Raw genomic sequence first — 22,959 nt, 5'->3', positions numbered from 1 at the left:
AACGGAGGGCGCCCCGGCCAAAGGGCGCCCTCCATGCGAACTGCACAGTTCGCGAGCAGGGACAGCATAGCCGCTCCCCACGCCGGCCGCGGCCATGCGTCTGTACGGCACGAAGACCAAGGCGGCCGCGGTGCGCGCCGCCATGGAAGAAGCGGTGAAGAAGCGGCTGCGCGACGAGTTCTTCGCGGCGATCGACAGCGGCGAGATCGATCTCACCTATGACGCCCGTGATGCGGGCACAGGTGCCGCATGACCGACTCCTACTTACTCGATACTTCGGCGCTCCAACGCCGGGCGAAGCCCCAAGCGAGGTTGCTGCTCGACGAGTTGAGCGAACGCGGCGGGTTGGCCGTGTGCGGCCCGGTCGAAATGGAAGTCATGTACTCGGCGCGCAACGTCGGCGAGGCGCTGCGCATGCGTGAGTGGCTGCGCGGATTCGACCATCTGCCCATGCCCGACGAGGTCTGGGATCGCGCGATCGACGTTCGGCACTTGGCCGTCGCCAAGGGCATACATCGAGCATTGTCCCTGCCAGATCTGCTGATTGCCGCGACCGCCGAGCGTCACGGCGTAACGGTGCTCCACTACGACGGGGACTACGACATGATCGCCGCCATCACCGGTCAGCCGATGCGGTGGATTGCGCCGCCGGGCACCGCCGACTGAGGGTCGGAGGTGCCCGGCGCCGCCCGGACTCAGTCCCGCACCGGAACCCGGACCACCTGGCCCGGCAGGCCTGCCTCGTCTTCCCTGGCCCCGTCGACCTGGATCGGGGTGCCGTTGACGATGACGTGGCGGATTCCGGTGGGCTGGTCGGCGGTGAGGCGTTCGCCGTCGGCGGGGAAGTCGCGGACGCGGCGGACCGGGCCCGGGGCGACGGTGGCCGGGTCGAAGACGACGATGTCGGCCCAGCAGTCGGGGCGCAGGTAGCCGCGGTCGGTCAGGCCCAGGAGGTCGGCCTGCACGCCGGTGAGTTTGCGTACGGCCGTTTCGATCGGCATCAGCGACCGCTCGCGGACCCACTTGCCGAGGTAGTCGGTGGCCTGGGGGGCGTCGCAGAGCTGTCCGACGTGGGCGCCCGCGTCGGACAGGCCGAGGGTGCAGTGCTCCTCGGTGAGGATACCGAGCAGGGCGTCGACGTCGTCGTTGGCCAGGATGCAGCGCATGCGCAGGCCCAAGTCCGGCTCCTGCAGGGCCAGGTCAAGGAGGACGTCGAACGGGTCGCCGCCGCGCTCGGCGGCGATCGCGTCGAGGTGCCGTCCGACCAGGTCCGGGTTGGCGGGCGCCTCGTCGACGAGGTAGGTGCCCCAGCGCGGCACCAGGAACGCGCCCTCCTTCTCCCACGCCGCGCGGGCGCGCTTGCGGAACTCCGGGTCGGCGTAGGCGGATCGGCGTTCCGCGACGCCGCCGGCCATGAGTTCGCCGAAGGCCGGGTTGGAGTTGAGGGTGAACGGCTCCACGAGGCTGAAGGAGAAGGTCAGCGGTCGCGGGCTGACCTGCGGCCACACCTGCGCGCCCTTCTCCCACCCGGCGCGGTTCAGCGCGACGAGCCGGTTGTGGGAGCCGGCCGGCGTGGTCATCAGGGCCGTGTACGTGAACGGCACTCCGACACCGGGCTGGATGTCGTACAGATCCGGCACCCCGAGCTGCTCGCCGGGCGTGAACTCCACGATCCCGCGCCGCTCTTCGCGGACGACGGCGAGCAGCGCGTCGATCTCGGCGCGGTCCGCGAGGCGGCTCGGCACCGGCTTGCCATCGATGCCGCGGTGCGTGGGGGCGAAGCTGGTCGCGAAGCCCGCCGCGCCTGCCCGCAGGGCGGCGCGCAGCACCTCGGACATGCGGGTGATCTCCGCCTCGTCGGCGGCGCGTTCGTAGGCGTCCATGCCCATGACGTACAGCCGCAGGGCGGTGTGGCCGATGTAGGCCGTGTAGTTGAGGCCCACGCCACGGCGTTCCACGGAGTCCAGGTACTCGCCGAAGTCGACGAAGTCCCAAGGGATTCCGGCGGCGAGTGTGGCGACGTCCATGTCCTCGACGTTCTCCAGTGTGCGCGCGATCACGTCGTGGTGTTCGGGGCGCGTGGGGGCGATGGAGAAGCCGCAGTTGCCGGCGACGACGGTGGTGACGCCGTGGAAGCAGGACGGGGTGAGGGCCGGGTCCCAGAACACCTGCGCGTCGTAGTGCGTGTGGATGTCGATGAAGCCGGGTGCGACGACGTGGCCGGTCGCGTCGAGGGTGCGGCGGCCGGTCAGGCCGGTGCCGATCGCGGTGATGCGGCCGCCGGTGACGGCGACGTCCGCCGCATAGGGCGCGGCCCCGGTGCCGTCCACCACGGTTCCGCCGGTGATCACCAGGTCTGCGGTCATGCGTCGGTGCCCCTTCCGTGCGCTGCTTGCTGTGCCTGCTGTGCCTGCTGTGCCTGCTGTGCCTGCTGTGCGTGCTGTGCCTGCCGGCCGTCGAGCGAGAGCCCGTACAGGTCGGCGCAGTTGCGCCACAGGATGGCGTCGCGGACCTCGTCGCCCAGGTGCGCGGTGTGCTCCGCGAGGACGTCCTGCGAATGCGGGAACGTCGAGTCGGAGTGCGGGTGGTCGCTGGCCCACATCAGGCGCCGGTGGTCCATGAGGTCGGCGACGCGGAACGCGACGGCGTCGTCCTGGAACGTGAGGTGGATGTGGTCGCGCACGTATTCGCTGGGAAGGCGTGCGAGTGCGCGGTCGCCGAGCCAGTTGTGGTGGTACTTGACGGCGTGGTCGGCGCGGTACATCCAGTGCGGCATCCATCCCGCGTCGGCTTCCACGCACACGACTTTGAGGTCCGGCACGCGGTCGAAGACGCCGCCGAACACCATCGTGCCGATGACGTCCTGGCAGCCGCGCATGATGCCCAGGAAGCTGTTCATCTTCGGGCCGCGGTACTGCGCTCCGCCGATCTGGTCGTTGCCGGACGTGAGGATGTGGAACGCGACGGGCAGCCCGAGTTCGGCCGCGGCGCGCCACAGCGGGTCCCACGCCGGGTTGTCGTAGTCGCCGATCTCGCTTTCCGCGGCGGCGTGTCCCGGCATCATGACGCCGCGCAGCCCGAGTTCCTTGATGCGCCGGAAGTCCTCGACGCCTTCGGCGACGCTGCGCAGCGCGGTCTGCCCCACGCCGATGAGCCGGTCCGGCGCGTGGGCGCAGAACGCCTCGGCCATCCACAGGTTGTAGGCATCGAAGCAGGCCTTTTTGTAGTCCGCGTCGGGGTGGTTGCACAGCAGCATGCCGACGGACGGGTAGATGACCTCCGCGGCGACGCCGTCGCGGTCCTGCTCGGCGAGGCGCGCGGCCGGGTCCCAGCCGCCGGGATGGAGCTGCTCCCAGTCGGTGAACTCGAACGGGCCGACGGTCTCGGGCGGGCGTCCGGCGGCGGCGACCATCCCGTAGGGGATGCGGTTGCGGCCGTTGTCGATCTCCATGACGGCGCCCATGCGCGGGTCGGTCGCGGCCACGGGGGCGCGGTCGCGGAAGCGCGGGTCGATGCGGTCGACGTAGCAGTCGCCCGGCTCGGTGACGTGCGAGTCGGCGGATATGGCGAACAGCGGGGTGCCCATGAGGTGGGGTCCTCTCCCGCAGGGCCCTCCTGCGGGAGAGGCCGTGCGATGGACAAGCGTGCGAGGGATGCGCTGCGGGGGAGCAGCCGCAATTGATGAGTGCACATTAAGAAGGGCGTCCGTTAGTTTCAATGCTCGTGGGACGCAATCCGGAAGCGACGCGGCGCGAGCTGCTCGACAGTGCCGCGCGGCTGTTCGCCGAGCGCGGTATCGCCGCGGTGTCGCTCAACGAGATCAACACGGCCGCGGGGCAACGCAACGCGTCGGCACTCCAGTACCACTTCCGGTCCCGGGAGGGGCTGCTGCGGGCGCTGCTGGAACGCCATCTCGCGCAATTGCGGGAGCGCCGCGACGAGCTGCTGGGGGTCGCCGACGCCCATCCGGAGAAGGTGCGGCGCGCGGCCGAGGCGTTCGTGCTGCCGCTGGCCGGGTTCCTGGAGGGGGACTGGCGCGGCCGCGCGTTCCTGCGCATCGTGGCCGAGCTGATGGCGGATCCGTCGCGCAGCGCGCCGGAGGTCCGCGAGCTGCTCGACGCGACGGCGGCCGACGAGGCGTACGCGCGGATCTGGAAGCACGGCCGCGGCGTCCCCGCGGTGCTGCGCCCGGAGCGGATGCGGGTCGGCGGCTCGATGGTGCTGCACGCGTTGGCGGACCGGGCCCGGCTGCTGGAGCACGAGGGCAAGCCAACCCAGATCGCGCCGGAGCTGTTCGTGGGGAACCTGGTGGACATGTTCCTGGCGGCGACGCTGGCACCGGTCGGGCGGTAGGCGGCGGCGAGCCCGCGGAGCGGCCGGGGGCGGCCGGGCGGAGCGGCCGCCCGGGAAGCTCGTTGACTCGGTCGGCAACCCCTCCACATAATGAACTCTCATTATTCAGCGCCGGGGCGACCGGACCGGTCGAACCACGCCCACCCAGGGGGTCCGCCATGAAGCACGCCGACGTCGTCGCCACCGCGCGCCGCATCATCGGGCACCTGGAAGCACGCACCCTCGATCTCGGCGAGGCCCCGCTGCGCGTGGACGCGTCGGTGTTCACCGACCCGGAGCGACTGGCCCGCGAGCGCGAGGTCCTGTTCCGGCGCACGCCGCAGGTGGTGGGCTGGGCGGGCGAGGTCGCCGAGCCCGGCGACTTCCTGGCCCGCGACGTCGACGGCGTGCCGGTCCTGGTGACCCGCGACGAGGACGGGGAGCTGCACGCGTTCCTCAACGCCTGCACGCACCGCGGCAAGCCGGTCGCCGACGAGTCCGCCGACCGCGAAGGCACCTCGGGCACCGGCTGCGGCACCGCCCGCCGCTTCCTGTGCAGCTACCACGGCTGGCAGTTCGACGGCCGCGGCGCGCTCGTCGGGCTGCCCGCGCGGCAGCAGTTCCCGGGCATCGACCCGGCCGAGTTCGGCCTCAAGCGGCTGCCGGTGGCGGTGTCCGCGGGCCTGATCGTGGTCGGCCTGCGGCCGGACGTCGAGGTCGAGGGCGCGCTGGCCGACGTCGAGGACGCCTTCGCCGGGTTCCCCTACGACCGGACGCGCGCCGTCGTCAGCGAGACCTTCCGGCTGCGCGCCAACTGGAAGCTGACCGTCGACATCAACCTGGAGGGCTACCACATCCCCTTCCTGCACAAGGCGACCATCAACGGCCTCGTGCTCAACCACGGCATCGTCGACACGTTCGGCCCGCACACCCGCTTCGCGGTGCCCATCGCGGGCGGCTTCGAAGGCCTCGCCGTGGTGCCCGAGGAGCAGTGGCCGGCCCGGCTGCCGATGGTCAACGTGCAGACCGTCAGCCCGTCGACCGTGCTGATCGAGAGCCCGCTGAGCACCACGATGCTGCGCGTCTACCCGGGGCAGGTGCCCGGCGAGTCGGTGATCCACATGACCGAGGGCACCTGGGAGCCGCTCGACGAGCGGAGCATCGCGACGGCCCGCATCAACCACGAGACCAACAAGGGCGTGCTGGTCAACGAGGACTTCCCGGGCGCGGAAGCCTGCCAGCGGGGATTCTCCGCCGGCCTGGACACCATGGTCGTCGGGATGGGCGAATCGGCGGTGGCGCACTGGCACGAGGTGTGGGACAAGGCGCTCGCCGACGCGAGCTGAACGGTGCGACCTGCAAGCGACCTGCAAGCGACCCGGCCGGCGCGGGCCGAACAGGGGAAATCGGCAGGTCGGCGGGCCGGAACCGGGAGCCCCGGGTCAGGTCCCCGACGGTGATGTGGTGTGATCGACGAGGAAGGAATCATCGGAGGTCACACGCGTGAGCCACGTCGAGACGGTGCGTTTCGAAGTCGCCGGGGTGCACTTGTCGGGGCTGCTCGCGCGCCCGGACGGCGGTGCCGCGCGCGGCACCGTGCTTGCCTTGCACGGCGGCGGATCGCGCGCCGCGTACTGGCACCGGGACAACGCGCCGGACGCGTCGCTGCCGCTGCTCGGCGCCTCGCTCGGCTGGACCGTGCTGGCCGTCGACCGCCCCGGCTACGGCGAGTCCGCCCGCGACGCCCGCGCCCGCGTGAACCTGGACGGCCAAGCCGACCTGCTCTTCGCGCTCCTGGACGTGCTGCCCGCCTACCTCGGCGCGGACTACGGCGCCGGGGTCTTCCTCGCCGCGCACTCCATGGGCGGGATCCTCGCGCTGCGCATGGGTGCCGCGGACGCCGGGCGCGACCTGCTCGGCATGGCCGTCGGCGGCGTCCCGCTGCGGTACAGCCCCGCGAAAGCCGAGGCGATGGCGCTGGTGCCGACCGACCGGGAATTCGTGCCGCCGATGCGCGCACCCGGGACCGGGCCGGAGACGTTCTTCGGGCCGCCCGGCTCGTACGACCCGGGGCTGCTGAGCCGCGACGGCCGCATCGGGGCGCCCGTCCCGACCGCCGAGTTCGTCGACGCCCGCGACAACCCGCTGACCCTGCCGGGCGTCCTCGGCAAGGTCCGGGTGCCGGTGCACTGGACGGTCGCCGAGTTCGAAAGCTCCAACCAGGCCGGCCCTGCCGTCCTCGACGAAGCCGGGCGGCTGCTCGGCCAGGCCCCGCGCGTGGAACTCCACACGCAGCCCGGCGTCGGGCACAACCTGAGCCTGCATTACGCGGCCCGCGCCTACCACCTCCGGGTGATGGCGTTCGCCGAAGAGTGCCTGCCGAGGGGAAGCTGACACCGCGCGGAGGCGAAGCGGCGCGGGGACGCGCGATTCACTCCTGAGAGTGGAACGGGGCGTCGCTCTCCAGGGTGAACCACACGACCTTGCCGCTCGGGGTTTCCTCGGCTCCCCACGCCGCGGCGAGGCACTCGACGAGCGCCAGCCCGCGGCCGAACTCGTCGTCCAGCCCGCCGCCGCGCGCGGCCGGCAGGCGCGAACTGGCGTCCCGTACCTCCACGCGCAGGCGCGCGCCGTCGTGCCGGAGCGTCAGCGAATGCCACGCTCCCGGTCCCACGTGGACCAGCACGTTGGTGAGCAACTCGCTCAATAAGAGGCTTGCGACATCGCCGAGTTCGCCAAGTCCCCAGCTACGCAAGGTGTGTTCCGCGGCGCGGCGGCTGCGGCTCACCCCTCGGTCCGAGGCGGCGAGCTGGACGCAATAGTGACGGACGTCTTCCGCCATCACCGGCATGGTCTTCCTCCGTGGGGACACGCATGGCGTGCGTGGGATCGGGGGTCCTCAAGGCCGGGCATGAAGCCGTCGGGGCGACCGAGAGTGACCCTGAGACAACGGTGGGTCAGATCGGACATTCAGCGTGCCGTGCGACCACCAACCCTGCAACTCCCATCTTTGGATTGTCGGGTGATTGTTCGTACTGGCCACGAAGCCGCCCATCGTGGTGCACACTGTCCCCCCGCCCACGTTGTCGCGCAACGCGGCCGGCCCGCGCCGGAACGCGGGCGCGGAGCCCGCCGGGCACGCGGAAGACCAACCGGCACATAGGCACGACCCGGCACGTACGCACAACGCCCTGGAGGTGCATCGTGGCCTTAGCCCCCAACCCCACCGTCCGCCAGCGTCGGCTCGGCACCGAACTCCGGCGCCTGCGCGAAGCCCGAGGCCTCAGCCTCGAACACGTCGCGGCCCGCCTGGAGTGCTCCGACTCCAAAGTCAGCCGCATCGAACTCGGCCGCAGCGGTGTGCGGCCGGTAGACCTGCGGATCCTCCTCGACCTGTACGCCGTCGACGACGACGCCGAGCGCGAGTCGCTGCTCACCCTCTCCCGCGAGGCCAAAAAGCGCGGGTGGTGGCGCAGTTACTCGTCGGTGCTGCCGCCGTCGTACACCGAGCTGCTCAGCCTCGAAGCCGACGCTTCGGGCATGCGCGGTTTCGAACTGTCGCTCGTCCCCGGCCTGTTGCAGACCCCCGACTACGCCCGCGCGGTCATCTCGTCGGTCCGCGACGACCTGGCGCCCGACGAGGTCGACACGCTCGTGCGGGTGCGCGCCGCCCGCCAGTCGATCCTCGACCGGACCGGGCCGGACGGCGAACCGGCGTTCCAGCTCACCCTCGTCCTCGGCGAGGCCGTGCTGCGCCAGCACGTCGGCGGGCGCGAGAGCATGCGCGCCCAACTCCTGCACCTGGCCGAGGCCGCGACGCGGCCGAACATCCGCATCCAAGTCCTGCCGTTCGCGTGCGGCGCACACCCCGCCATCGAAGGGGCGTTCGCCGTCATCGATTTCCCCGCACTTTCCGATCTGGACGTGGTGGTTGTCGACACGCGCACGAGTAGCCTCTATCTCGAGGAACCCGAACACGTCCGCGTCTATCACCGGATGTTCGAGGACATCCGCGCTTCCGCGCTCTCGTACGGGGACTCATCGTCCATGATCGAGCACGCTGCAAAGGAATTGTCTTGAGCAACGCACAGCACGATCCCGCACTTTCCGTTCCTTCGGCCGACCCGGCCGCGGCCCCCGTCGCCGCAGTTCACCCCGGGTCGGGCTGGCGCCGCAGCAGCTTCAGCGGCGGCGCGAACAACTGCGTGGAGGCCCGCCCCGACGGCGCCTTCGTCGCCATCCGTGATTCGAAGAAGGTCCGCGGCCCGATCCTCGCCGTCGACCCCGCGGCATGGACCGAATTCCTCGGCGGCCTCGACTCGCGGGCCCCCGGACACTGAGGCAAATCACCCCGGGAATTCACCACAAAGGGTGATCTGAATTACCCGCGCGGGTGAATTCTCACGATGATCGTTCCGGCCTGAAGCGCGTCCGCGGCACCCCGGTCCCGAGTCCGGGGCGACGCGGCGGGCCCGCGCCGTGCCGCCCCCGGCCCCCGTTTTCACCGGGAAGAGTGGGCCACCTGGAAGAGTGGGGGTGTGCATGTCTCGGTACTGGGCCCGCTTCAGGTGCGGGACGACGAAGGGGGGCCCCTCGCGGTCTCCGGCGCACGCCTGCGCGTGCTCCTGACCCGCCTCGCCCTCGACGCCGGCCGGCCGGTCCCGGCCGACCGGCTCGTCCACGCGGTCTGGGACGCGGACGAACCCGGCGGCGCGGCGAACGCACTGCAGTCGCTCGTGTCCCGGCTGCGGCGCATGCTCGGCACCCACCGGATCCGCTCGGGCCCCGCCGGTTACACACTGGCCGTCGAACCGGACGCCGTCGACGTGCACCGTTTCGAACGGTCCGCCGCCGACGGACGCACGTTTCTGGCCGCCGGGGACCTCGCCGCCGCCGACCGGCACCTCACCGCCGCGCTCGCGCTGTGGCGCGGGCCCGCGCTCGCCGACGCGGCGGGCGCCGCGTGGGCGGTCGGCCCCGCGGCGCGCCTCGAGGAAATGCGGCTGACCGCGGTCGAGGACCGCATCGACGCCCGGCTCCGGCTCGGCCGCGCCCACGAAGCCGTCGCCGAACTCGAACAACTGGCCGCCGAACACCCGCTCCGCGAACGCCTGCACGGACAGCTGGTCGCCGCCCTCGACACGGTCGGCCGCCGCGCCGACGCGCTCTCCGCCTACCAGGCCTTGCGTGACCGCCTTGCGGAGGAACTGGGCATCGACCCGTCGCCGGAACTGGACGCCGTGCACTTGGCGGTACTGCGAGGCGAGCGGACGGTGGTGGCCATATCGGTGCCGCCCACCAGCTCCACCGCCACCAGCCCCGCCACCACCAATCCCTCTGTCTCTGCGGACACCGTCGCGCAGGGCGACCGTGCGGCGCGGGTGGCGAGCGGCCTCGGTGCCGCGGCGCCCGTGGAGGCCCCGGACGGCAGCACCCCGGCTCGCGCGGGCGGTTTGGGCGGGGCACCGTCGAAGGGCGGCGCGGCAGGCGCGGGGGGAAGCGTCGCGGAACCGGCTGCGGGCGGGCAGACCGGTGGCCGGGTCGGCACCGGGCCCGCGCAGGAACCCGGCGCGGGCAACACTTCCCCGGCGTTCGCGCCCGGCGGCTCGTCGGACGCCTCCGGCACCCGCGAGGCCACCACCCCGTCCACCAACCTCACGCTTCGCCTCACCAGCTTCGTCGGGCGGGTGGACGAGCGGGCGAAGCTGGCCGGGCTGTTGGCCGAGTCGCGGTTGGTGTCGGTGGTCGGGCCCGGGGGTGCCGGGAAGACGCGGATCACCGTGGAGACCGGGCGTGAGCGGCTGCCCGACTACCCCGGTGGCGTGTGGTTCGTGGAACTCGCGCCCGTGCACGATCCGCTCGACATCCCGCACGCGATCGTCGCCGCGCTCGGGCGGCGCGACGTCGGGATCCTCGGCGACCTGCTGGAGACCACCACCGGCAAGACGCGCGGTCGCGACGCGCTGTCCCGGGTCGTCGAAACCCTGTCCCGGCGCCCGGCGTTGCTGATCCTGGACAACTGCGAGCACCTCGTCGGCGCCACCGCGGAGATCGCCGATTTCCTGCTCGGCGAAGTCCCCTCCCTGCACATCCTCACCTCGACCCGGGAGCCGCTCGGCGTCCTGGGCGAAACCCTCTACCCGCTCGGCCCGTTGGCGCTGCCGCCGAGCAGCGCCGGTGCCGACGAAGCGATGCGCTACCCGGCCGTCCGCCTGTTCGCCGACCGTGCTTCCGCCGTCCGCCCCGGCCTCGCCGTCGACGACGCGAACCTCGCCGCCGTCGTGGAGATCTGCCGCCGCCTCGACGGCATGCCCCTCGCGATCGAACTCGCCGCCGCCCGCACCCGCGCGCTCTCCCCGCAGCAGATCGCCACCCGCCTCGACGACCGCTTCCGGCTGCTGACCGGCGGAAACCGCACCGCGATGCCCCGCCACCAGACACTCCGCGCCGTCGTCGAATGGAGCTGGGACCTCCTCGACGACCGCGAACGCGCCGTGCTGCGCCGCCTGTCCGTGTTCGCCGGCGGCGCCACCCTGGACGCCGCCGAGGAAGTCCTGCCCGACGGCGACGTCGTGCACCGCGACGACGTCCTCGACCTGCTCACCGGACTCGTCGACAAATCCCTCGTCGACGTCTTCGGCACCGGCGAACCCCGCTACCGCATGCTGGAGACCATCGCCGCGTTCGCCGCCGAACACCGCGAGCGCGCCGACGAGACCGAGACCACGGGCGCCCGCCACCTCGTCTGGTGCAAGGCGATGCTCGACGCCGTCGAACCGGAGCTGCGCGGGCGCGGCCAACTCGCCGGACTCGCCGCGGTCGGCGCCGAACACGACAACATCGCCGCCGCGCTGCGCTACGCCGTCGACCGCACCGACACCACGTCGGCCCTGGTGATCGTCGCCCGGCTCGGCTGGTACTGGCAGATCCGCGGCTACCACCGCGAAGCCCGCACCTGGATGGCCGAGGCGCTGGCGCTGCCGTACGACGAGGTCACCACCGACCGGGCCAACGCCGAGTGGTTCTACGGCATGACGCTGGCCGTCAGCGGCCGCGAACCGGATGCGCTGCGCTGGCTCATGCGCGCCCGCTGGCACGTCCGCCACTTCGCCCCCGAGGCGATGCCCCCGACGCTTCGCCTGATGCGCGCGCTGACCGCGGCGTTGCGCGACTATCACCTCGGCACCTTCAGCGCCAAGGAACTCGAACCGGACCCGGCGTACTACAGCGACCCGTGGACCCGCGGCTTCCACGACCTGATCCGCGGGCACCTCGCCGTCAACGTCGGCATGACCGAAGCCGGCCTGCGCTGGCTGCGCGCCGCCCGCGCCCAGTTCGCCGAACTCGGCGAACGCTGGGGGCATTCGTCGGCCGTCGCCGGACTCTCGGAGGTGTACGCGTACACCGGACGCCTCGACGACGCGATCGCGGCGATCGGCGAAGGCCTCGGCCTGGTCCGCGAACTCGGCGCGCCCGAGGACATGCCCATGCTGCTTATCCGGCGCAGCCTGCTGCGGATCGTCACCGGCGACCGGGCCGGGGCGCAGGCGGACGTCGACGAGGCCGCGCGGGTGGCGACGGACGGGGAGACGGCGGGCGGGATGATGCTCGCGTACGCGGGAGCCGCCGACATCGCCCGGCTGATGGGCGATCTCGCGGAGGCTGACCGGCTGTTCGCCAAGGCCCTGGGCGAAATGGAGCGGTCCCACAGCCGGCCCGGGCAGGTCTCGGCGCGGATGTTCCTGGGGATCGCCTACATCGCCGACAGCAAGGGCGACCGGACGGCCGCCCGGGACGCGCTCGACCGGGCGACCATGGTGGCGCTGGACACCCGCGACATGCCGATCACCGCCGGGGTGGCCGAGGGCCTGGCGTGGTGGGCGCAGACCGAAGGCGATCCGGAGCGCGCGGCGCTGCTCCTCGGCGCGGCCGTCACACTGCGCGGGCATCCGGATTTGGGGCATCCCGACGTCGTGCGCATCACCGGCGAGGTGCGCGCGGCGCTGCCGCCCGAGGTGTTCGACCGGGAGTTCGCCCGTGGGGCGGCGTTGCCGCCGGCCGAGGCGGAAGAGCTGATGCGGAACAGTTGAGTGCCGACGCCGCAACGGCGGACCGAGGTCGTCTCGGGCCGCCGTCGCGGGGGGTTGCGCGGGTCCGGTGGTTCCGGTGGTGCGGGTTCTCCGCCGGGGGCGGGGCATGGCACGGGTGTCCGGTCAGGACTTGTTGCGGTAGACGCGGACCGTGAGCGGGGCGAAGACCGCGAACATGCCGGCCGACCAGCCGAGGGTGATCAGCGCGTCGGTCGCGACCGGGCCGCCGTCGACGAGCAGGTTGCGGATCGCGGTGGTCAGGTGCGTGACCGGGTTGAGCTTGACCCAGGCCTGGAGCCAGCCCGGCATCGTCTCGGTCTTGGCGAAGATGTTCGCGCCGAAGGTCAGCGGGAAGCCGACGAGCATCGCGGTGCCCTGGACGCTGCGGGGGTTGCGCATGACGACGCCGAGCAGCGCGAAGATCCAGGACATCGCGAACGAGAACACCAGCACGAGCCCGATCGCGGCGGCCGTCTCCATCGGGCCGGTCTGCACGCGGAAGCCGATCGCGGAGCCGAAGCCGAACACGACGGCGATCGCCACGACGTACCGGCACAGGTCGCCGACGACGGCGCCGGCGAGGGGTGCCCACCGGGAGATCGGCAGCGACCGGAAGCGGTCGAACACGCCCTTGGAGATGTCCTCGCACAGCCCGACACCGGTGCCGAGCGACGCGAACACGACGGTCTGCACGAGGATGCCCGGCAGCGCGAACTGCAGGTACTCGTGCGTGCTGCCTTCGATCGCGCCGCCGAACAGGTAGACGAACATGACGGTGAAGATCACCGGTTGGAGTGTCAGGTCGATCAGTTGTTCGGGTTGATGCTTGAGCCGTACCAGGTTTCGCCAGGTGAGCGTGAGGGTGTGGCGGACCACCGCGAACGGGTCGGCCCGGCGGCGCGCGGGAGCCGGGGCGGGGGCGACGGGCGTGGGGGTGGCTTCGCGGGTGGGGAGAGTGGTGGTCATGGGGGACTCCTTCTCGGTGTGCGGCAGGTGTGCGGCTTGTGTGCGGCTTGTGGGTGATCGGGGTGCGGGTCAGGCGGCCTTGTCGGCTTCGGTGCCGTCGGCGGCGTCCGCGCCGCTGCGGTGACCGGTGAGTTCGAGGAAGACCTCGTCCAGGCTCGGCAGCCGCAGGGCGAGTTCGGTGGCCCGGATGCCGGCGTCGTCCAGGCGCCGGACGACGGCCGTGAGGAGCCCCGGGTCCGCGACGGCGACGGTGACCAGGCCGTTGCGGAGGTCGGGCTTGCGGCCGGCCAGCTCGGCGAGGATCGCCGCGGTGTCCTCGGCGCGGGCCGGGTCCTCGGGCCGGATCTCCAGGCTCTGCTCGCCGACCTGCGCCTTGAGCGCGGCAGCGGTGCCGTTGGCGATGACGCGGCCCTGGTCGATGACGGCGATGTCGTCGGCGAGCTGGTCGGCCTCGTCGAGGTACTGCGTGGTGAGCAGCACGGTGACGCCTTCGTCGCGGACCAGGCCGCGCACCAGGTCCCACACGTCGCCGCGGCTGCGCGGGTCGAGCCCGGTGGTGGGCTCGTCGAGGTAGAGGAACTGCGGGCGTCCGACGAGGCTCGCGGCCAGGTCGAGGCGGCGGCGCATACCGCCCGAGTAGGTGCCGGGCGGGCGGCCCCCGGCCTCGCTGAGCTGGAAGCGTTCGAGCAGCTCGCTCGCCCGAGCCTTGGCGTCGGCCCGCGACAGGTCGAGCAGCCGTCCGAGGAGCAGCAGGTTCTCGAACCCGGTCATCTCCTCGTCGACCGAGGCGTACTGCCCGGTCAGGCCGATCAGCCGCCGCACCTCCGCCGACTGCTCGACGACGTCGAACCCGGCGACCCGGGCGCGGCCCGCGTCGGGGGTGACCAGTGTGGCCAGCACCCGCGTGGTGGTGGTCTTCCCGGCGCCGTTCGGGCCGAGCAGTGACAGCACCGTGCCCTGCTCCGCGACCAGGTCGATCCCGGCCAGTGCGGTGGTCTTCCCGTACCGCTTGACCAGCCCTTCGGCTTCGATGGCGTAGGTCATGTGCTCCTCCGTTCCGTCGGCCGGCGGCCTTGGCGGCCGCCGGCGCTGTTCTTCCGACGAGAACCAAGGTGCCGGGCGGCCCTGATACGGCCCGCACATGCCGCTGACAGCGGCGGAGGGGACGGAGGACAGCGCTGAGACGGCGCTGAGACGGCCCTGACACGGCGCTGACACGGCGGCCGCGACGGGGCTGTTACAGCGGGGCGAGGAGCATCAGGACCTCGTCGCGGTCGCCGTGGGCGAAGCGGAGGGCGTCGGGCCAACGGCCGATTTCCGTCCAGCCCAGGCGGTTGTAGAACGCTTCGAGGCCTTCGCCGCCGCGGGCGGTCAGGTGGAGTTGTGCCAGGGCCATCTCGTCGCGGGCGATGGCGCGGATGCGGTCCATCAAGGCGGTGGCGATGCCGCGGCCCCGGTGGTCGGGGTGGGTCTGGACGCGTTGGACGGTGCCCCAGTGGCGGACCAGGGGGTCGCGGTGGCGGGTGAGGCTGAGCCATCCGGCGAGACGGCCGTCGACCTTGGCGAGGAGAAGGCGGCTGTAGGCGGGGTCGAGGCCGGCCACGAGTTCGGCGGCGACGGGCGAGACTTGGGCGCGGTCGACGGGTGGGAAGGCGAAGCCGACGGCGCCGCCGGCGTTGGCGACGGTGATCCAGCAGTCGGTCAGTTCGCGGGCGAGGGAAGCCGGGACGTCGTGGGGGTGCAGGGCCTGGACGAGTTCGACCGGGCCGCGGGCGGCAGCGGGGGTCATCGGGATTCCTTGCCTGGTCAGCGGCGGTCCTGGCGGGCGGTGTGGGCGGTGATTTTGATGGTGATGCCGGCGGCGAGGACGGTGGAGGCGAGGGACGTCCACAGGCACACTTGGGCCCACGTGGCGTCGGGCGACAGCGCCTGGGAGAGGAACTCGAGGAACAGGAAGCCGCCGGCCAGGAACAGGACGACCGCGAGCATGATCAGCGGGCCGTGGGCGCGGGGCTCGTCGATGAACTCGCGTTCGGTGCGCTCGCGGTGCCTCGGCAGGTTCGACGTCATGCGGCCACGATGGCGGATCGGCCCGGTGACCGGGATGAGTTGTGGTACTCAACCGGGATTGAGGGAAGACCATCGAAGCAATGGCCAAGGGCCGCGATAGCTTCGGGGTGGGGGCTTCCGGTTCGGTGGGGCAGTCGGCAGGTTGGGGGAGGTCGCAGGGTGGTCATGGCGGTGGCGCAGCCGGAAGCGAGTGCGGTCCAGCCGCGGACGCGGGGCCGGTGGGTGCGGCGGGTCGTGCGTGTGGCGCGTACGACGCCGGGCCGGTTGGCTTCGACCGGGGTGGTGCTCGTCGTGCTGGCGCTGCTGGCCGGGGTGTTCGGGTTCGTGGCGGTCAAGGAGCGGTCGGATGCCGCGGAGCGGGTCGCGACGCGCAGTGAGCCGCTGGCGGTGCGCACACAGGAGCTGTACCGGTCGTTGGCGGACGCCGACGCGACCGCGGCCGCCGCGCTGCTGTCCGGCGGCATCGAGAAGCCCGCGCTGCGCGACCGCTACGAGCAGGACATGGACAGCGCGCAGCGCACCCTGATCGCCGCGTCGTCCGCGGGCGCCACGGGCAATGTCGCCGAGTTGCTGTCCCGGCTGTCGGTCGAGGTGCCGCAGTACCGGGAGGACGTCGCCCGGGCGAAGACCGAGACGCGGCAAGGTCACACGGTCGGTCCGGCGTGGCTGAGGGCCGCGTCGAAGCAGATGCAGGACGTGATCCTGGTCGACGCTGCGGCCCTGCACGAGGAGGCCGGCAAGCAACTGCGTCGGGACCACGACCGGGCCACCGGCATACCCGTGGCGGCGATGGCCGCCGGGGCGCTGGCGTTGGCGGCGCTCGTGGTCGCGCAGGTGTGGTTGGCGCGCCGGACGAAGCGGGTGTTCAACCCGGGGCTGCTGCTGGCCTGCCTGTCGGTGGCGGCGCTGCTGGTGTGGGTGAGTGTCGGATTGTCGAGTGCGCGCGACCGGTTCACGGACAGCCGGGACGGCGGGTGGCGGCCGGTGGAGGCACTGTCCGCGGCCCGGTTCGCGGTGCTGCGGGCGCGCGGCGACGAAGGCCAGATCCTGGTGCAGCGCGGCACCGACAACGGCAAGTACGAGGCGGATCTCAAGGGCGAGTTCGACGACCTGTCCGGCAGCACCGGCGACCCGGCGCCGGAGAAGCGCCTGCTCGGCGAGGCGGCGAGGCTGTCCGCGGGCGACCCGGCGACGCTCGCCGACATCGACAAGGCGCGCGGCGCGGTGGGGGACTGGATAACCGCGCACACAGGCGTGAACACCAGATACCAGAACGTCGACTACGCGGGCGCGGTGGCCGAGGTCATCGGCGACAAGGGCGGCTCGCAGACGGCGTTCGACCGGGCCGACGGCGCGTTGGCCGACGCGATCAAGAAGGACCAGGCCGACTTCGAGAAGTCGGTCAAGCAAGGCCGGGACGAGCTCGCCGGGTTGGGCGTCGGCGTGGTCGTGCTCGCCGTGCTCGCCGCGGTGGGGATCGTCGACGGCATGCGGCGGAGGTTGGGGGAGTACCGATGACCAGGACCGCCGCCGCTCGCGGCCGGAAGAGGACGACCCGCACCCGGGCAGCTCTCGCTTTCGCCGCAACTGCCTCCGTGCTCCTCGCCTCCGCCTGCGGAACGTCCACGACGGGTGATCCCTCGCCCATCAGTGCCGCGCAGGCCGCGCGTCCGCAGGCCGCCGGCACCCCCGAACCCGGGCCGACGCCGAACTGCGGCAACCCCGAGCTCAGCCTGAAGCCGACCGCGGTGCTGCCGACGTCGTTCCCGGACGGTTCGTTGTTGCAGCGCATCAAGTCGCATGGCTACTTCACCGCGGGCGTCGACCAGAGCACCTATCCGTTCGGGTACGTGGATCCGGCCGACGGCCGCCTCAAGGGCTTCGACGTCGACCTGCTCCGCGAGATCGCCAAGGCGATCTTCGGCGACGCGAACGACGGCCGGATCCGCTTCCGGGTGCTGAAGAACGCCGACCGGGTGCCCATGGTGGCCGACGGGACGGTCGACATCGTGGCGATGACGATGACCGTGGACTGCGTGCGCCGCCAGAAGGTCGACTTCTCCGACGTGTATTTCCGGGCCGGGCAGGAGGTGCTCGTGCAGAAGGACCCGGCGCTCCCGGCCGCGGTCAAGCGGCAGGGCTTGGCCGGCATGACCGGTCTGCGGGTCTGCGCGCTCGACGGCTCGACGTCGTTCACGCGCATCAAGCAGCCGCCGTTCACCGGCATCGTTCCGGTGACCGGCGACACGTGGGCGGACTGCCTGGTCAAGCTCCAGAAGGGCGAGGCCGACGGGGTCTCGACCGACGACACGATCCTCGCCGGGCTCCAGGCGCAGGACCCGGTGTTCACCGAGGTGGTCGGACCTCCGGTCAGCCATGAGCCTTATGCCATGGCGATCGCCAAGGAGAACCCGGACTTCGTGCGGTACGTCAACGGCGTCCTCGCCAAGCTCCGCGCCGACGGCACCTGGAAGGACCTCTACCGGAAGTACATCGGGAACTCGCTCAACGACGCCGACCCGAAGCCGCCCGCGGTGACTTCCTGGCGGGACCAGCCGTGACCGCACCCGACCCGATGTGGACGCGCGACGACGTCGACCAGGCCGTCGCCCGGCTGGAGTCCGAGTCCGACGGGATCTCGGCCGGCCTGATGGCGCTCGACGAGCACCCCGGCCGCCGGCTCCTGGAAGGCGCCGCACTGGACGGCCGCACCCGGGACCGCTGGGCCGCGTGCCGCGCGGACATCGCCCGCCTGTGGGAACTGTACGCCGCCTACGGCGCCGTCCTCGACGAGGTCCGCACCCTGCGGGCCCGCCGCTCCCGCCCCTCGCGCACCGAACTCGACGAGATGGCACGCCTGCTGACGGGCCCGTCGATCGTGGTGCCCGGGGTCGAGGTGCCGATCGCCCAGCGCGACCTCGTCGATCCCCAGGCCGGGGTGCGGAGGGTGACCTTCGACGCGCTCGTCTCCGAGATGAACCAGGTGTGGCGGCGCGCGACCGAACTCGTGGCCGCCGTCGACGAGGTGTGGACGCAGATCCTGCCGCGCCTGGACCGCGTCGAAGCGTCCGCGACCGAGGCGGCCGCGCTCGTCGACCGCCTCGGCGGTGCCGCGGCGCTCGCCGTCGAGGCCCGTGTGGTCGCCGACGTGCGCAAACGCCTCGACGAGGCCCGGCACTTGGTCGCCGCCGACCCGCTGCGGTTCGCCGGAGCCCGCCCCGACGCCCGCCTCGGCAGTGTCGACCTGGCCGCCCTGGACCGCGACCTGGCGGGCGTCCGCGACGGGCTGCGGCAGCTCAAGCTGCTCCAGGAACGCTACGAGGAACGCATGCAGCGCGTCGCCGGCCTCGTCGACGTGCTCGCCGCCGACGAAGCCGAAGCGCACCGGCGCCGCGCCCACGTGAGCGCCCGGATCGCCCGTGGACTGCCGGAAATCACCCCGCAGTCCCCGCCGTTGCGGGCGCGCACCGCGCAGGTCGCGGACCTGCGCCGGCGTGACGCGTGGCCGCAGTTGTCCGCGCAGCTCAGCGCGCTGGAACGGGACCTTGTGGGGGCCGCGGAACGCCTGCGTGCGGCCCGGACCGACCTCGACGCGCTGCTGGCGCGCCGCGACGAACTCCGCGGCCTGCTCCAGGCGTACCGTGCGATGGCGGGCGGCCGCGGCCGCGGCGAGGACGCCGCGCTGGAGGTGCTGCACCAGCAGGCGTACGACGCGCTGTGGCGCGCGCCGTGCGACCTCGACCACGCCGCCCGGCTGGTCGCGGATTACCAGGACGCCGTTACCACGGGCGGGGGAACTTCCGCCGCTTCCCGTGGCGTTCGTCCGATACCCGGAGGAAACCGGGACACTGCCGCCGGAATAGTGCGGTCGACGCAGGGGGAGGGCAAGGACCATGGCGATCTGTAACCGGCCCGACTGCGGGACTGGCGAGATCGACGCCGACGGGTACTGCGAGGACTGCGGGCGCGCCCCGCTCCAACCGGCCACGACCGGCGGAGGGACGGGCACGTCCGCGAGCGGGACCGGTTCGGGGACCGCGTCGTCGGGGCGTACCGGCACCGGGCGCACCTCGGGCCGGACGTCGCGGCGCACCGGCGCGGTGCCCACCGGGCGGCGCCTCGGCGCGGGCATCGTGGAGATCCCGGCGGTGCCGGTCCGCGACCCCGCGTCGATACTCATGCGCGACCCGGCGATCCCCGAAGAGCGCCGGTTCTGCCGGAACGAGGCCTGCGGGCGGCCGGTCGGCCGCGGCCGGGACGGCAAGCCGGGCATCGCCAACGGCTTCTGCCCGTACGACCGCACGCCGTATTCGTTCGCACCCAAGCTGGAACCCGGCGATGTGGTCGGCAACCAGTACGAAGTGGTCGGCTGCCTGGCCCGCGGCGGCTTCGGCTGGGTCTACCTGGCCATCGACAGGGTCGTGCACGACGCCTGGGTCGTGCTCAAGGGCCTGCTCGGCAGCAACGACACGGACGCCCGCGAGGCGGCCGTGGCCGAGCAGCGGGCGCTCGCGCAGATTCAGCACGCCAACATCGTGAACATCCGCAACGTCGTCTCGCACGTGGACAAGTACACGGGCGACCAAGAGCCGTACATCGTCATGGAGTACGTCGGCGGCATGTCCCTCAAGGACCTGCTGGAGCGCCGCCGCACCGAGACGCAGGACCGGCGTGCGGTGCTGCCGCTCGACCAGGTGCTCGCCTACATGATCGAGATCCTGCCCGCGTTCGGCCACCTGCACAGCCGCGGCCTGGTCTACTGCGACTTCAAGCCGGACAACGTCATCCAGACCGACGACCAGCTCAAGCTGATCGACATGGGCGCCGTGCGGCAGATCGACGACGAGTACGGCGCGATCTACGGCACCGTCGGCTACCAGGCGCCGGAGATCGAACGCGACGGCCCCAGCCCGGAGTCCGACCTGTACACGGTCGGGCGGTCGATGGCGGTGCTGAGCTTCCCGTTCGCGAACTTCACCAAGAAGTGGAAGCACTCGCTCCCGCCGGCGAGCGAAGTGCCGCTGTTCCAGGAGTTCGAGTCGTACCACCGGCTGCTGCTGCGCGCCACGCACCCGGACGCGGCGCAGCGGTTCGCGTCCGCGGCGGACATGGCCGAGCAGTGCCTGGGCGTGCTGCGCGAGGTCGTCGCCGCGCGCAGCGGCGAGCCGAAGCCCGCGCTGTCCGGGCTGTTCGGTCCGGAGACGCGGGTCGGGCACCCGGACATGACCGCGTGGGACGATCCGGCCGCGCCGAAGCCGAGCGCGCTCGCCGCGGGCCTGCCCGTGCCGCGCGTCGATCCCTCGGACCCGGCGGCGGGCCTGCTCGCGTCGCTGCCGACCAACGATCCCGACGAGTTGCTGGCCGCGCTGACCGCGGCGGGGGTGAGCACGCCGGAGTCGACGCTGCGGCTGGCGTACGTCTGCATCGAACGCGGCCAGATCGTGCGTGCCGAGGCGTTCCTCGACGACATCGACCCGGACGACTGGCGGCTGCTGTGGTACCGCGGCCTCGCGGCGCTCGCGGAGGGCCGCAACGCGGACGCCCTCGGCGCGTTCGACGCGGTCCGCGCCCTGCTGCCCGGTGAGCGTGCCCCGCGCCTGGCCCTCGGGCTGTGCCTGGAGCTCGTCGGGCGGCACGCGGACGCGGCCCGCGAGTACGACGGCGTGTGGCGCACCGACCGGTCGTACGTGAGCGCCGCGTTCGGCCTCGCGCGGTGCCGTCAGGCGCTCGCCGACCGCCCCGGCGCGGTCGCCACCCTGGAATCGGTGCCGGACACGTCCGCCTACCACGTCGCCGCGCAGACCGCCGCGCTCCGCACGCGGGTCTGCGACCGCGACCCGGTGGACCACCTGGAGATCGACCTGGTGCAGGCCTCGGGGCACTTGACGGCGCTGCCGCTGGAAGGCGAGGCGCACGACCGGCTCGCCGCCGTGCTGCTGCGCGCCGCCCTGGACTGGGTCACGCACGGCAGCGCGGGCGCCACGGGGCAGGCCGGTCCGGTCCTGGGCAGCGCGTTGGAGGAGCGGTCGCTGCGGTTCGCGTTGGAACGCACGTACCGCTCGATGGCACGGCACGTCGACAGCATGGAAGAACGGGTGGCACTGGTGGACATGGCCAACGAGGTCCGACCGAGGACATGGGTGTGAGCGCCATGGGATGGGTGCCAGGCGCCCCGCCCCCGGCGTCCCCGGCGTCCGGGTCGCCCGCGGCGTCCGTCGAGCCGACGGTCCCCGCGCAGGCCGTGCCCGACGGGTCGGGCGAGTCCTGCCCGAACTGCGGTGTGGTGCCTCAGCCGGGCCATCTGTTCTGCGAGGCCTGCGGTTACGACCTGCGCCGTGCCGCGCCGCCTCCGCCGGTCGCCGAACGCGCGCCGCGCCGCGGCGAGTTCGCGGGTGCGACGTGCCGGTTCTGCCGGACCGCGTCGATTTCCCCGGACGGCTGGTGCGAGGCGTGCGGCCGGGAGTTCAACCCGCGCGACTCGGTCGAGACCGACCTGAAGATCACCGCGGGCGTCAGCGACCGCGGGCTGCGGCACCGGCGCAACGAGGACGCCATGGCCGTCCAGGTCGTGCCGTCCGCGCACGGCGGCGGGCCCACGGTGGTGGCGGTGGTCTGCGACGGTGTGTCGTCGTCGCCGCGTCCTGACGAGGCGTCCGCGACCGCGGTCCGGTCGGCCTGCGCCGCGCTCGTGTCCGCGCTGCGCGGCGGAGCGGGGCCCGAGGCGGCCACCCGGGCGGCGGCCGCGGCCGCGGCGAGCGCGGTGGCCCGGCTGGCCGGGCCCGGTGATCCGGACGGCAACGCACCCGCCTGCACGTACGTCTCGGCGGTCGTCACTCCGTCGTCGGTGACGATCGGCTGGGTCGGCGACAGCCGCGCCTACTGGCTCTCCGCCGACGAACTCCCGGTGGCCGAAGGCGACGCGACGCTGCCCGCCCGCGGCGGGGGCGTTGCCCTGCACCCGGCACCGGAACCCGACCACGAGCCGGTGCGCATCGCCATGCCGGACGCGCCCGGCGGCGGGACCGGCCGCGACGGCGCCCTCGACGAGCCCGCGCCCGTCGAGGACACGCTGCGGCTGCCGACCCCGTCCGTGCTGCTCACCGAGGACGACTCGTGGGCCGCGCGCATGGTGGCGTGCGGCCAGCTCACCGAGGCCCAGGCCTACGCCGACCAGCGCGCGCACGCGATCGTGTCGTGGCTCGGCGCCGACGCCGGCGAAGTCCGGGCCCGCGTCATGACCATGCGTCCGAACAACCCCGGCGCGGTGCTGCTGTGCAGCGACGGGCTGTGGAACTACGTGCAGGCCGCCGCGACGCTGTCCGCGTTCGCGCTGCCGTACGGGCTTTCCCAGCCGCTGCGCGCCGCCCGGGCCTTGACCGACTACGCGCTCCAGTCCGGCGGCGCCGACAACATCACGGTGGTGCTGGTGCCCTACCCGCCCGCCGCTCACGTCCCCATCCCGCCCGCCGGTCAGGCCGGGCCGGACCCCAAGGAGTAGCCG

The 22,959-nt window shown here is 72.7% G+C and carries 20 protein-coding genes; 13 read left to right on the top strand and 7 right to left on the bottom strand.

From position 1 onward, the window contains the following. Positions 1-94: 94 nt before the first annotated feature. Both ACPA54_RS36975 and ACPA54_RS36970 read left to right on the top strand, forming a co-directional pair. Positions 95-253, top strand: coding sequence for a hypothetical protein (locus ACPA54_RS36975; RefSeq protein WP_423536657.1), 159 nt, complete (start codon positions 95-97; stop codon positions 251-253). Beyond that, positions 250-666, top strand: coding sequence for a PIN domain nuclease (locus tag ACPA54_RS36970; RefSeq protein WP_423536655.1), 417 nt, complete (start codon positions 250-252; stop codon positions 664-666). The genes ACPA54_RS36975 and ACPA54_RS36970 overlap by 4 nt, the downstream gene beginning before the upstream one ends. 29 nt (positions 667-695) lie before the next feature. Here ACPA54_RS36970 and ACPA54_RS36965 read toward each other — a convergent pair whose 3' ends face one another. Continuing rightward, on the bottom strand, positions 696-2,366 hold the full coding sequence (locus ACPA54_RS36965) for an N-acyl-D-amino-acid deacylase family protein (RefSeq protein WP_423536653.1): 1,671 nt from the start codon (positions 2,364-2,366) through the stop codon (positions 696-698). Then, on the bottom strand, positions 2,363-3,586 hold the full coding sequence (locus ACPA54_RS36960; protein ID WP_423536651.1) for an amidohydrolase family protein: 1,224 nt from the start codon (positions 3,584-3,586) through the stop codon (positions 2,363-2,365). The genes ACPA54_RS36965 and ACPA54_RS36960 overlap by 4 nt, the downstream gene beginning before the upstream one ends. Positions 3,587-3,723: 137 nt before the next feature. On the opposite strand from ACPA54_RS36960, the gene ACPA54_RS36955 reads away from it, so the two are divergent. The 3 genes from ACPA54_RS36955 to ACPA54_RS36945 all read left to right on the top strand — a co-directional run bounded on the left by ACPA54_RS36955 (position 3,724) and on the right by ACPA54_RS36945 (position 6,726). Beyond that, positions 3,724-4,353 (top strand): TetR/AcrR family transcriptional regulator, encoded by a 630-nt coding sequence (locus tag ACPA54_RS36955; RefSeq protein ID WP_423536650.1) that lies wholly within the window; start codon positions 3,724-3,726, stop codon positions 4,351-4,353. Positions 4,354-4,511: 158 nt separating this feature from the next. After that, on the top strand, positions 4,512-5,678 hold the full coding sequence (locus ACPA54_RS36950; RefSeq protein ID WP_423536648.1) for an aromatic ring-hydroxylating oxygenase subunit alpha: 1,167 nt from the start codon (positions 4,512-4,514) through the stop codon (positions 5,676-5,678). A 157-nt stretch (positions 5,679-5,835) separates the two neighbouring features. Continuing rightward, on the top strand, positions 5,836-6,726 hold the full coding sequence (locus tag ACPA54_RS36945) for an alpha/beta fold hydrolase (RefSeq protein WP_423536646.1): 891 nt from the start codon (positions 5,836-5,838) through the stop codon (positions 6,724-6,726). Positions 6,727-6,763: 37 nt separating this feature from the next. Here the strand turns inward: ACPA54_RS36945 and ACPA54_RS36940 are convergent, their stop codons facing one another. Next, positions 6,764-7,174 carry an ATP-binding protein gene (locus ACPA54_RS36940; protein WP_423536644.1) on the bottom strand — a complete coding sequence of 137 codons (411 nt, stop codon included), beginning with the start codon at positions 7,172-7,174 and terminating at the stop codon, positions 6,764-6,766. Between the two features lie 362 nt (positions 7,175-7,536). On the opposite strand from ACPA54_RS36940, the gene ACPA54_RS36935 reads away from it, so the two are divergent. The 3 genes from ACPA54_RS36935 (at position 7,537) to ACPA54_RS36925 (ending at position 12,422) form a co-directional block, all read left to right on the top strand. Next, positions 7,537-8,412: a helix-turn-helix domain-containing protein gene (locus tag ACPA54_RS36935; RefSeq protein WP_423536642.1), complete on the top strand. Its 876-nt coding sequence runs from the start codon at positions 7,537-7,539 to the stop codon at positions 8,410-8,412. Next, entirely contained in the window at positions 8,409-8,672 is a 264-nt protein-coding gene (locus ACPA54_RS36930) for a DUF397 domain-containing protein (RefSeq protein WP_423536640.1), read from the top strand. Before ACPA54_RS36935 ends, ACPA54_RS36930 begins: the two co-directional genes overlap by 4 nt. Before the next feature lie 198 nt (positions 8,673-8,870). Then, positions 8,871-12,422, top strand: coding sequence for an AfsR/SARP family transcriptional regulator (locus tag ACPA54_RS36925; RefSeq protein ID WP_423536638.1), 3,552 nt, complete (start codon positions 8,871-8,873; stop codon positions 12,420-12,422). Positions 12,423-12,545: 123 nt separating this feature from the next. Here the strand turns inward: ACPA54_RS36925 and ACPA54_RS36920 are convergent, their stop codons facing one another. From ACPA54_RS36920 to ACPA54_RS36905, 4 genes are all read right to left on the bottom strand, one after another. After that, positions 12,546-13,388 carry an ABC transporter permease gene (locus ACPA54_RS36920; protein ID WP_423536635.1) on the bottom strand — a complete coding sequence of 281 codons (843 nt, stop codon included), beginning with the start codon at positions 13,386-13,388 and terminating at the stop codon, positions 12,546-12,548. Positions 13,389-13,457: 69 nt separating this feature from the next. After that, entirely contained in the window at positions 13,458-14,432 is a 975-nt protein-coding gene (locus ACPA54_RS36915) for an ATP-binding cassette domain-containing protein (RefSeq protein ID WP_423536633.1), read from the bottom strand. Positions 14,433-14,625: 193 nt separating this feature from the next. Then, positions 14,626-15,177, bottom strand: a complete 552-nt coding sequence (locus ACPA54_RS36910; protein ID WP_423536631.1) for a GNAT family N-acetyltransferase — start codon at positions 15,175-15,177, stop codon at positions 14,626-14,628. 17 nt (positions 15,178-15,194) lie between these two features. Further along, on the bottom strand, positions 15,195-15,458 hold the full coding sequence (locus ACPA54_RS36905) for a hypothetical protein (protein ID WP_423536629.1): 264 nt from the start codon (positions 15,456-15,458) through the stop codon (positions 15,195-15,197). Between the two features lie 234 nt (positions 15,459-15,692). Here ACPA54_RS36905 and ACPA54_RS36900 point away from each other — a divergent pair, with 234 nt between their 5' ends. From ACPA54_RS36900 to ACPA54_RS36880, 5 genes are read left to right on the top strand one after another with little or no spacing between them, the layout of a single operon-like run. Then, entirely contained in the window at positions 15,693-16,976 is a 1,284-nt protein-coding gene (locus ACPA54_RS36900) for a hypothetical protein (RefSeq protein ID WP_423536628.1), read from the top strand. Continuing rightward, positions 16,973-18,019 (top strand): glutamate ABC transporter substrate-binding protein, encoded by a 1,047-nt coding sequence (locus tag ACPA54_RS36895; protein ID WP_423536627.1) that lies wholly within the window; start codon positions 16,973-16,975, stop codon positions 18,017-18,019. Before ACPA54_RS36900 ends, ACPA54_RS36895 begins: the two co-directional genes overlap by 4 nt. Beyond that, entirely contained in the window at positions 18,016-19,365 is a 1,350-nt protein-coding gene (locus ACPA54_RS36890) for a hypothetical protein (RefSeq protein ID WP_423536625.1), read from the top strand. Before ACPA54_RS36895 ends, ACPA54_RS36890 begins: the two co-directional genes overlap by 4 nt. Then, positions 19,352-21,604 carry a serine/threonine-protein kinase gene (locus tag ACPA54_RS36885; RefSeq protein WP_423536623.1) on the top strand — a complete coding sequence of 751 codons (2,253 nt, stop codon included), beginning with the start codon at positions 19,352-19,354 and terminating at the stop codon, positions 21,602-21,604. Before ACPA54_RS36890 ends, ACPA54_RS36885 begins: the two co-directional genes overlap by 14 nt. Before the next feature lie 5 nt (positions 21,605-21,609). After that, positions 21,610-22,956 carry a protein phosphatase 2C domain-containing protein gene (locus ACPA54_RS36880; protein WP_423536695.1) on the top strand — a complete coding sequence of 449 codons (1,347 nt, stop codon included), beginning with the start codon at positions 21,610-21,612 and terminating at the stop codon, positions 22,954-22,956. Positions 22,957-22,959: the final 3 nt, after the last annotated feature.

Source organism: Uniformispora flossi, assembly GCF_049534875.1.
GTDB classification, from domain to species: Bacteria; Actinomycetota; Actinomycetes; order Streptomycetales; family Streptomycetaceae; genus Yinghuangia; species Yinghuangia aomiensis.
Note: the sequence above shows the minus strand (reverse complement) of the source record. Positions and strands in the feature narration are given on the sequence as shown.

Bases quoted from the DNA above. Each gene is read 5' to 3' on its own strand.
- ACPA54_RS36975 (WP_423536657.1), top strand. From the start codon at position 95: ATGCGTCTGTACGGCACGAAGACCAAGGCGGCCGCGGTGCGCGCCGCC.
- ACPA54_RS36970 (WP_423536655.1), top strand. From the start codon at position 250: ATGACCGACTCCTACTTACTCGATACTTCGGCGCTCCAACGCCGGGCG.
- ACPA54_RS36965 (WP_423536653.1), bottom strand. From the start codon at position 2,366: ATGACCGCAGACCTGGTGATCACCGGCGGAACCGTGGTGGACGGCACC.
- ACPA54_RS36960 (WP_423536651.1), bottom strand. From the start codon at position 3,586: ATGGGCACCCCGCTGTTCGCCATATCCGCCGACTCGCACGTCACCGAG.
- ACPA54_RS36950 (WP_423536648.1), top strand. From the start codon at position 4,512: ATGAAGCACGCCGACGTCGTCGCCACCGCGCGCCGCATCATCGGGCAC.
- ACPA54_RS36940 (WP_423536644.1), bottom strand. From the start codon at position 7,174: ATGGCGGAAGACGTCCGTCACTATTGCGTCCAGCTCGCCGCCTCGGAC.
- ACPA54_RS36920 (WP_423536635.1), bottom strand. From the start codon at position 13,388: ATGACCACCACTCTCCCCACCCGCGAAGCCACCCCCACGCCCGTCGCC.
- ACPA54_RS36915 (WP_423536633.1), bottom strand. From the start codon at position 14,432: ATGACCTACGCCATCGAAGCCGAAGGGCTGGTCAAGCGGTACGGGAAG.
- ACPA54_RS36910 (WP_423536631.1), bottom strand. From the start codon at position 15,177: ATGACCCCCGCTGCCGCCCGCGGCCCGGTCGAACTCGTCCAGGCCCTG.
- ACPA54_RS36905 (WP_423536629.1), bottom strand. From the start codon at position 15,458: ATGACGTCGAACCTGCCGAGGCACCGCGAGCGCACCGAACGCGAGTTC.
- ACPA54_RS36895 (WP_423536627.1), top strand. From the start codon at position 16,973: ATGACCAGGACCGCCGCCGCTCGCGGCCGGAAGAGGACGACCCGCACC.
- ACPA54_RS36885 (WP_423536623.1), top strand. From the start codon at position 19,352: ATGGCGATCTGTAACCGGCCCGACTGCGGGACTGGCGAGATCGACGCC.
- ACPA54_RS36880 (WP_423536695.1), top strand. From the start codon at position 21,610: ATGGGATGGGTGCCAGGCGCCCCGCCCCCGGCGTCCCCGGCGTCCGGG.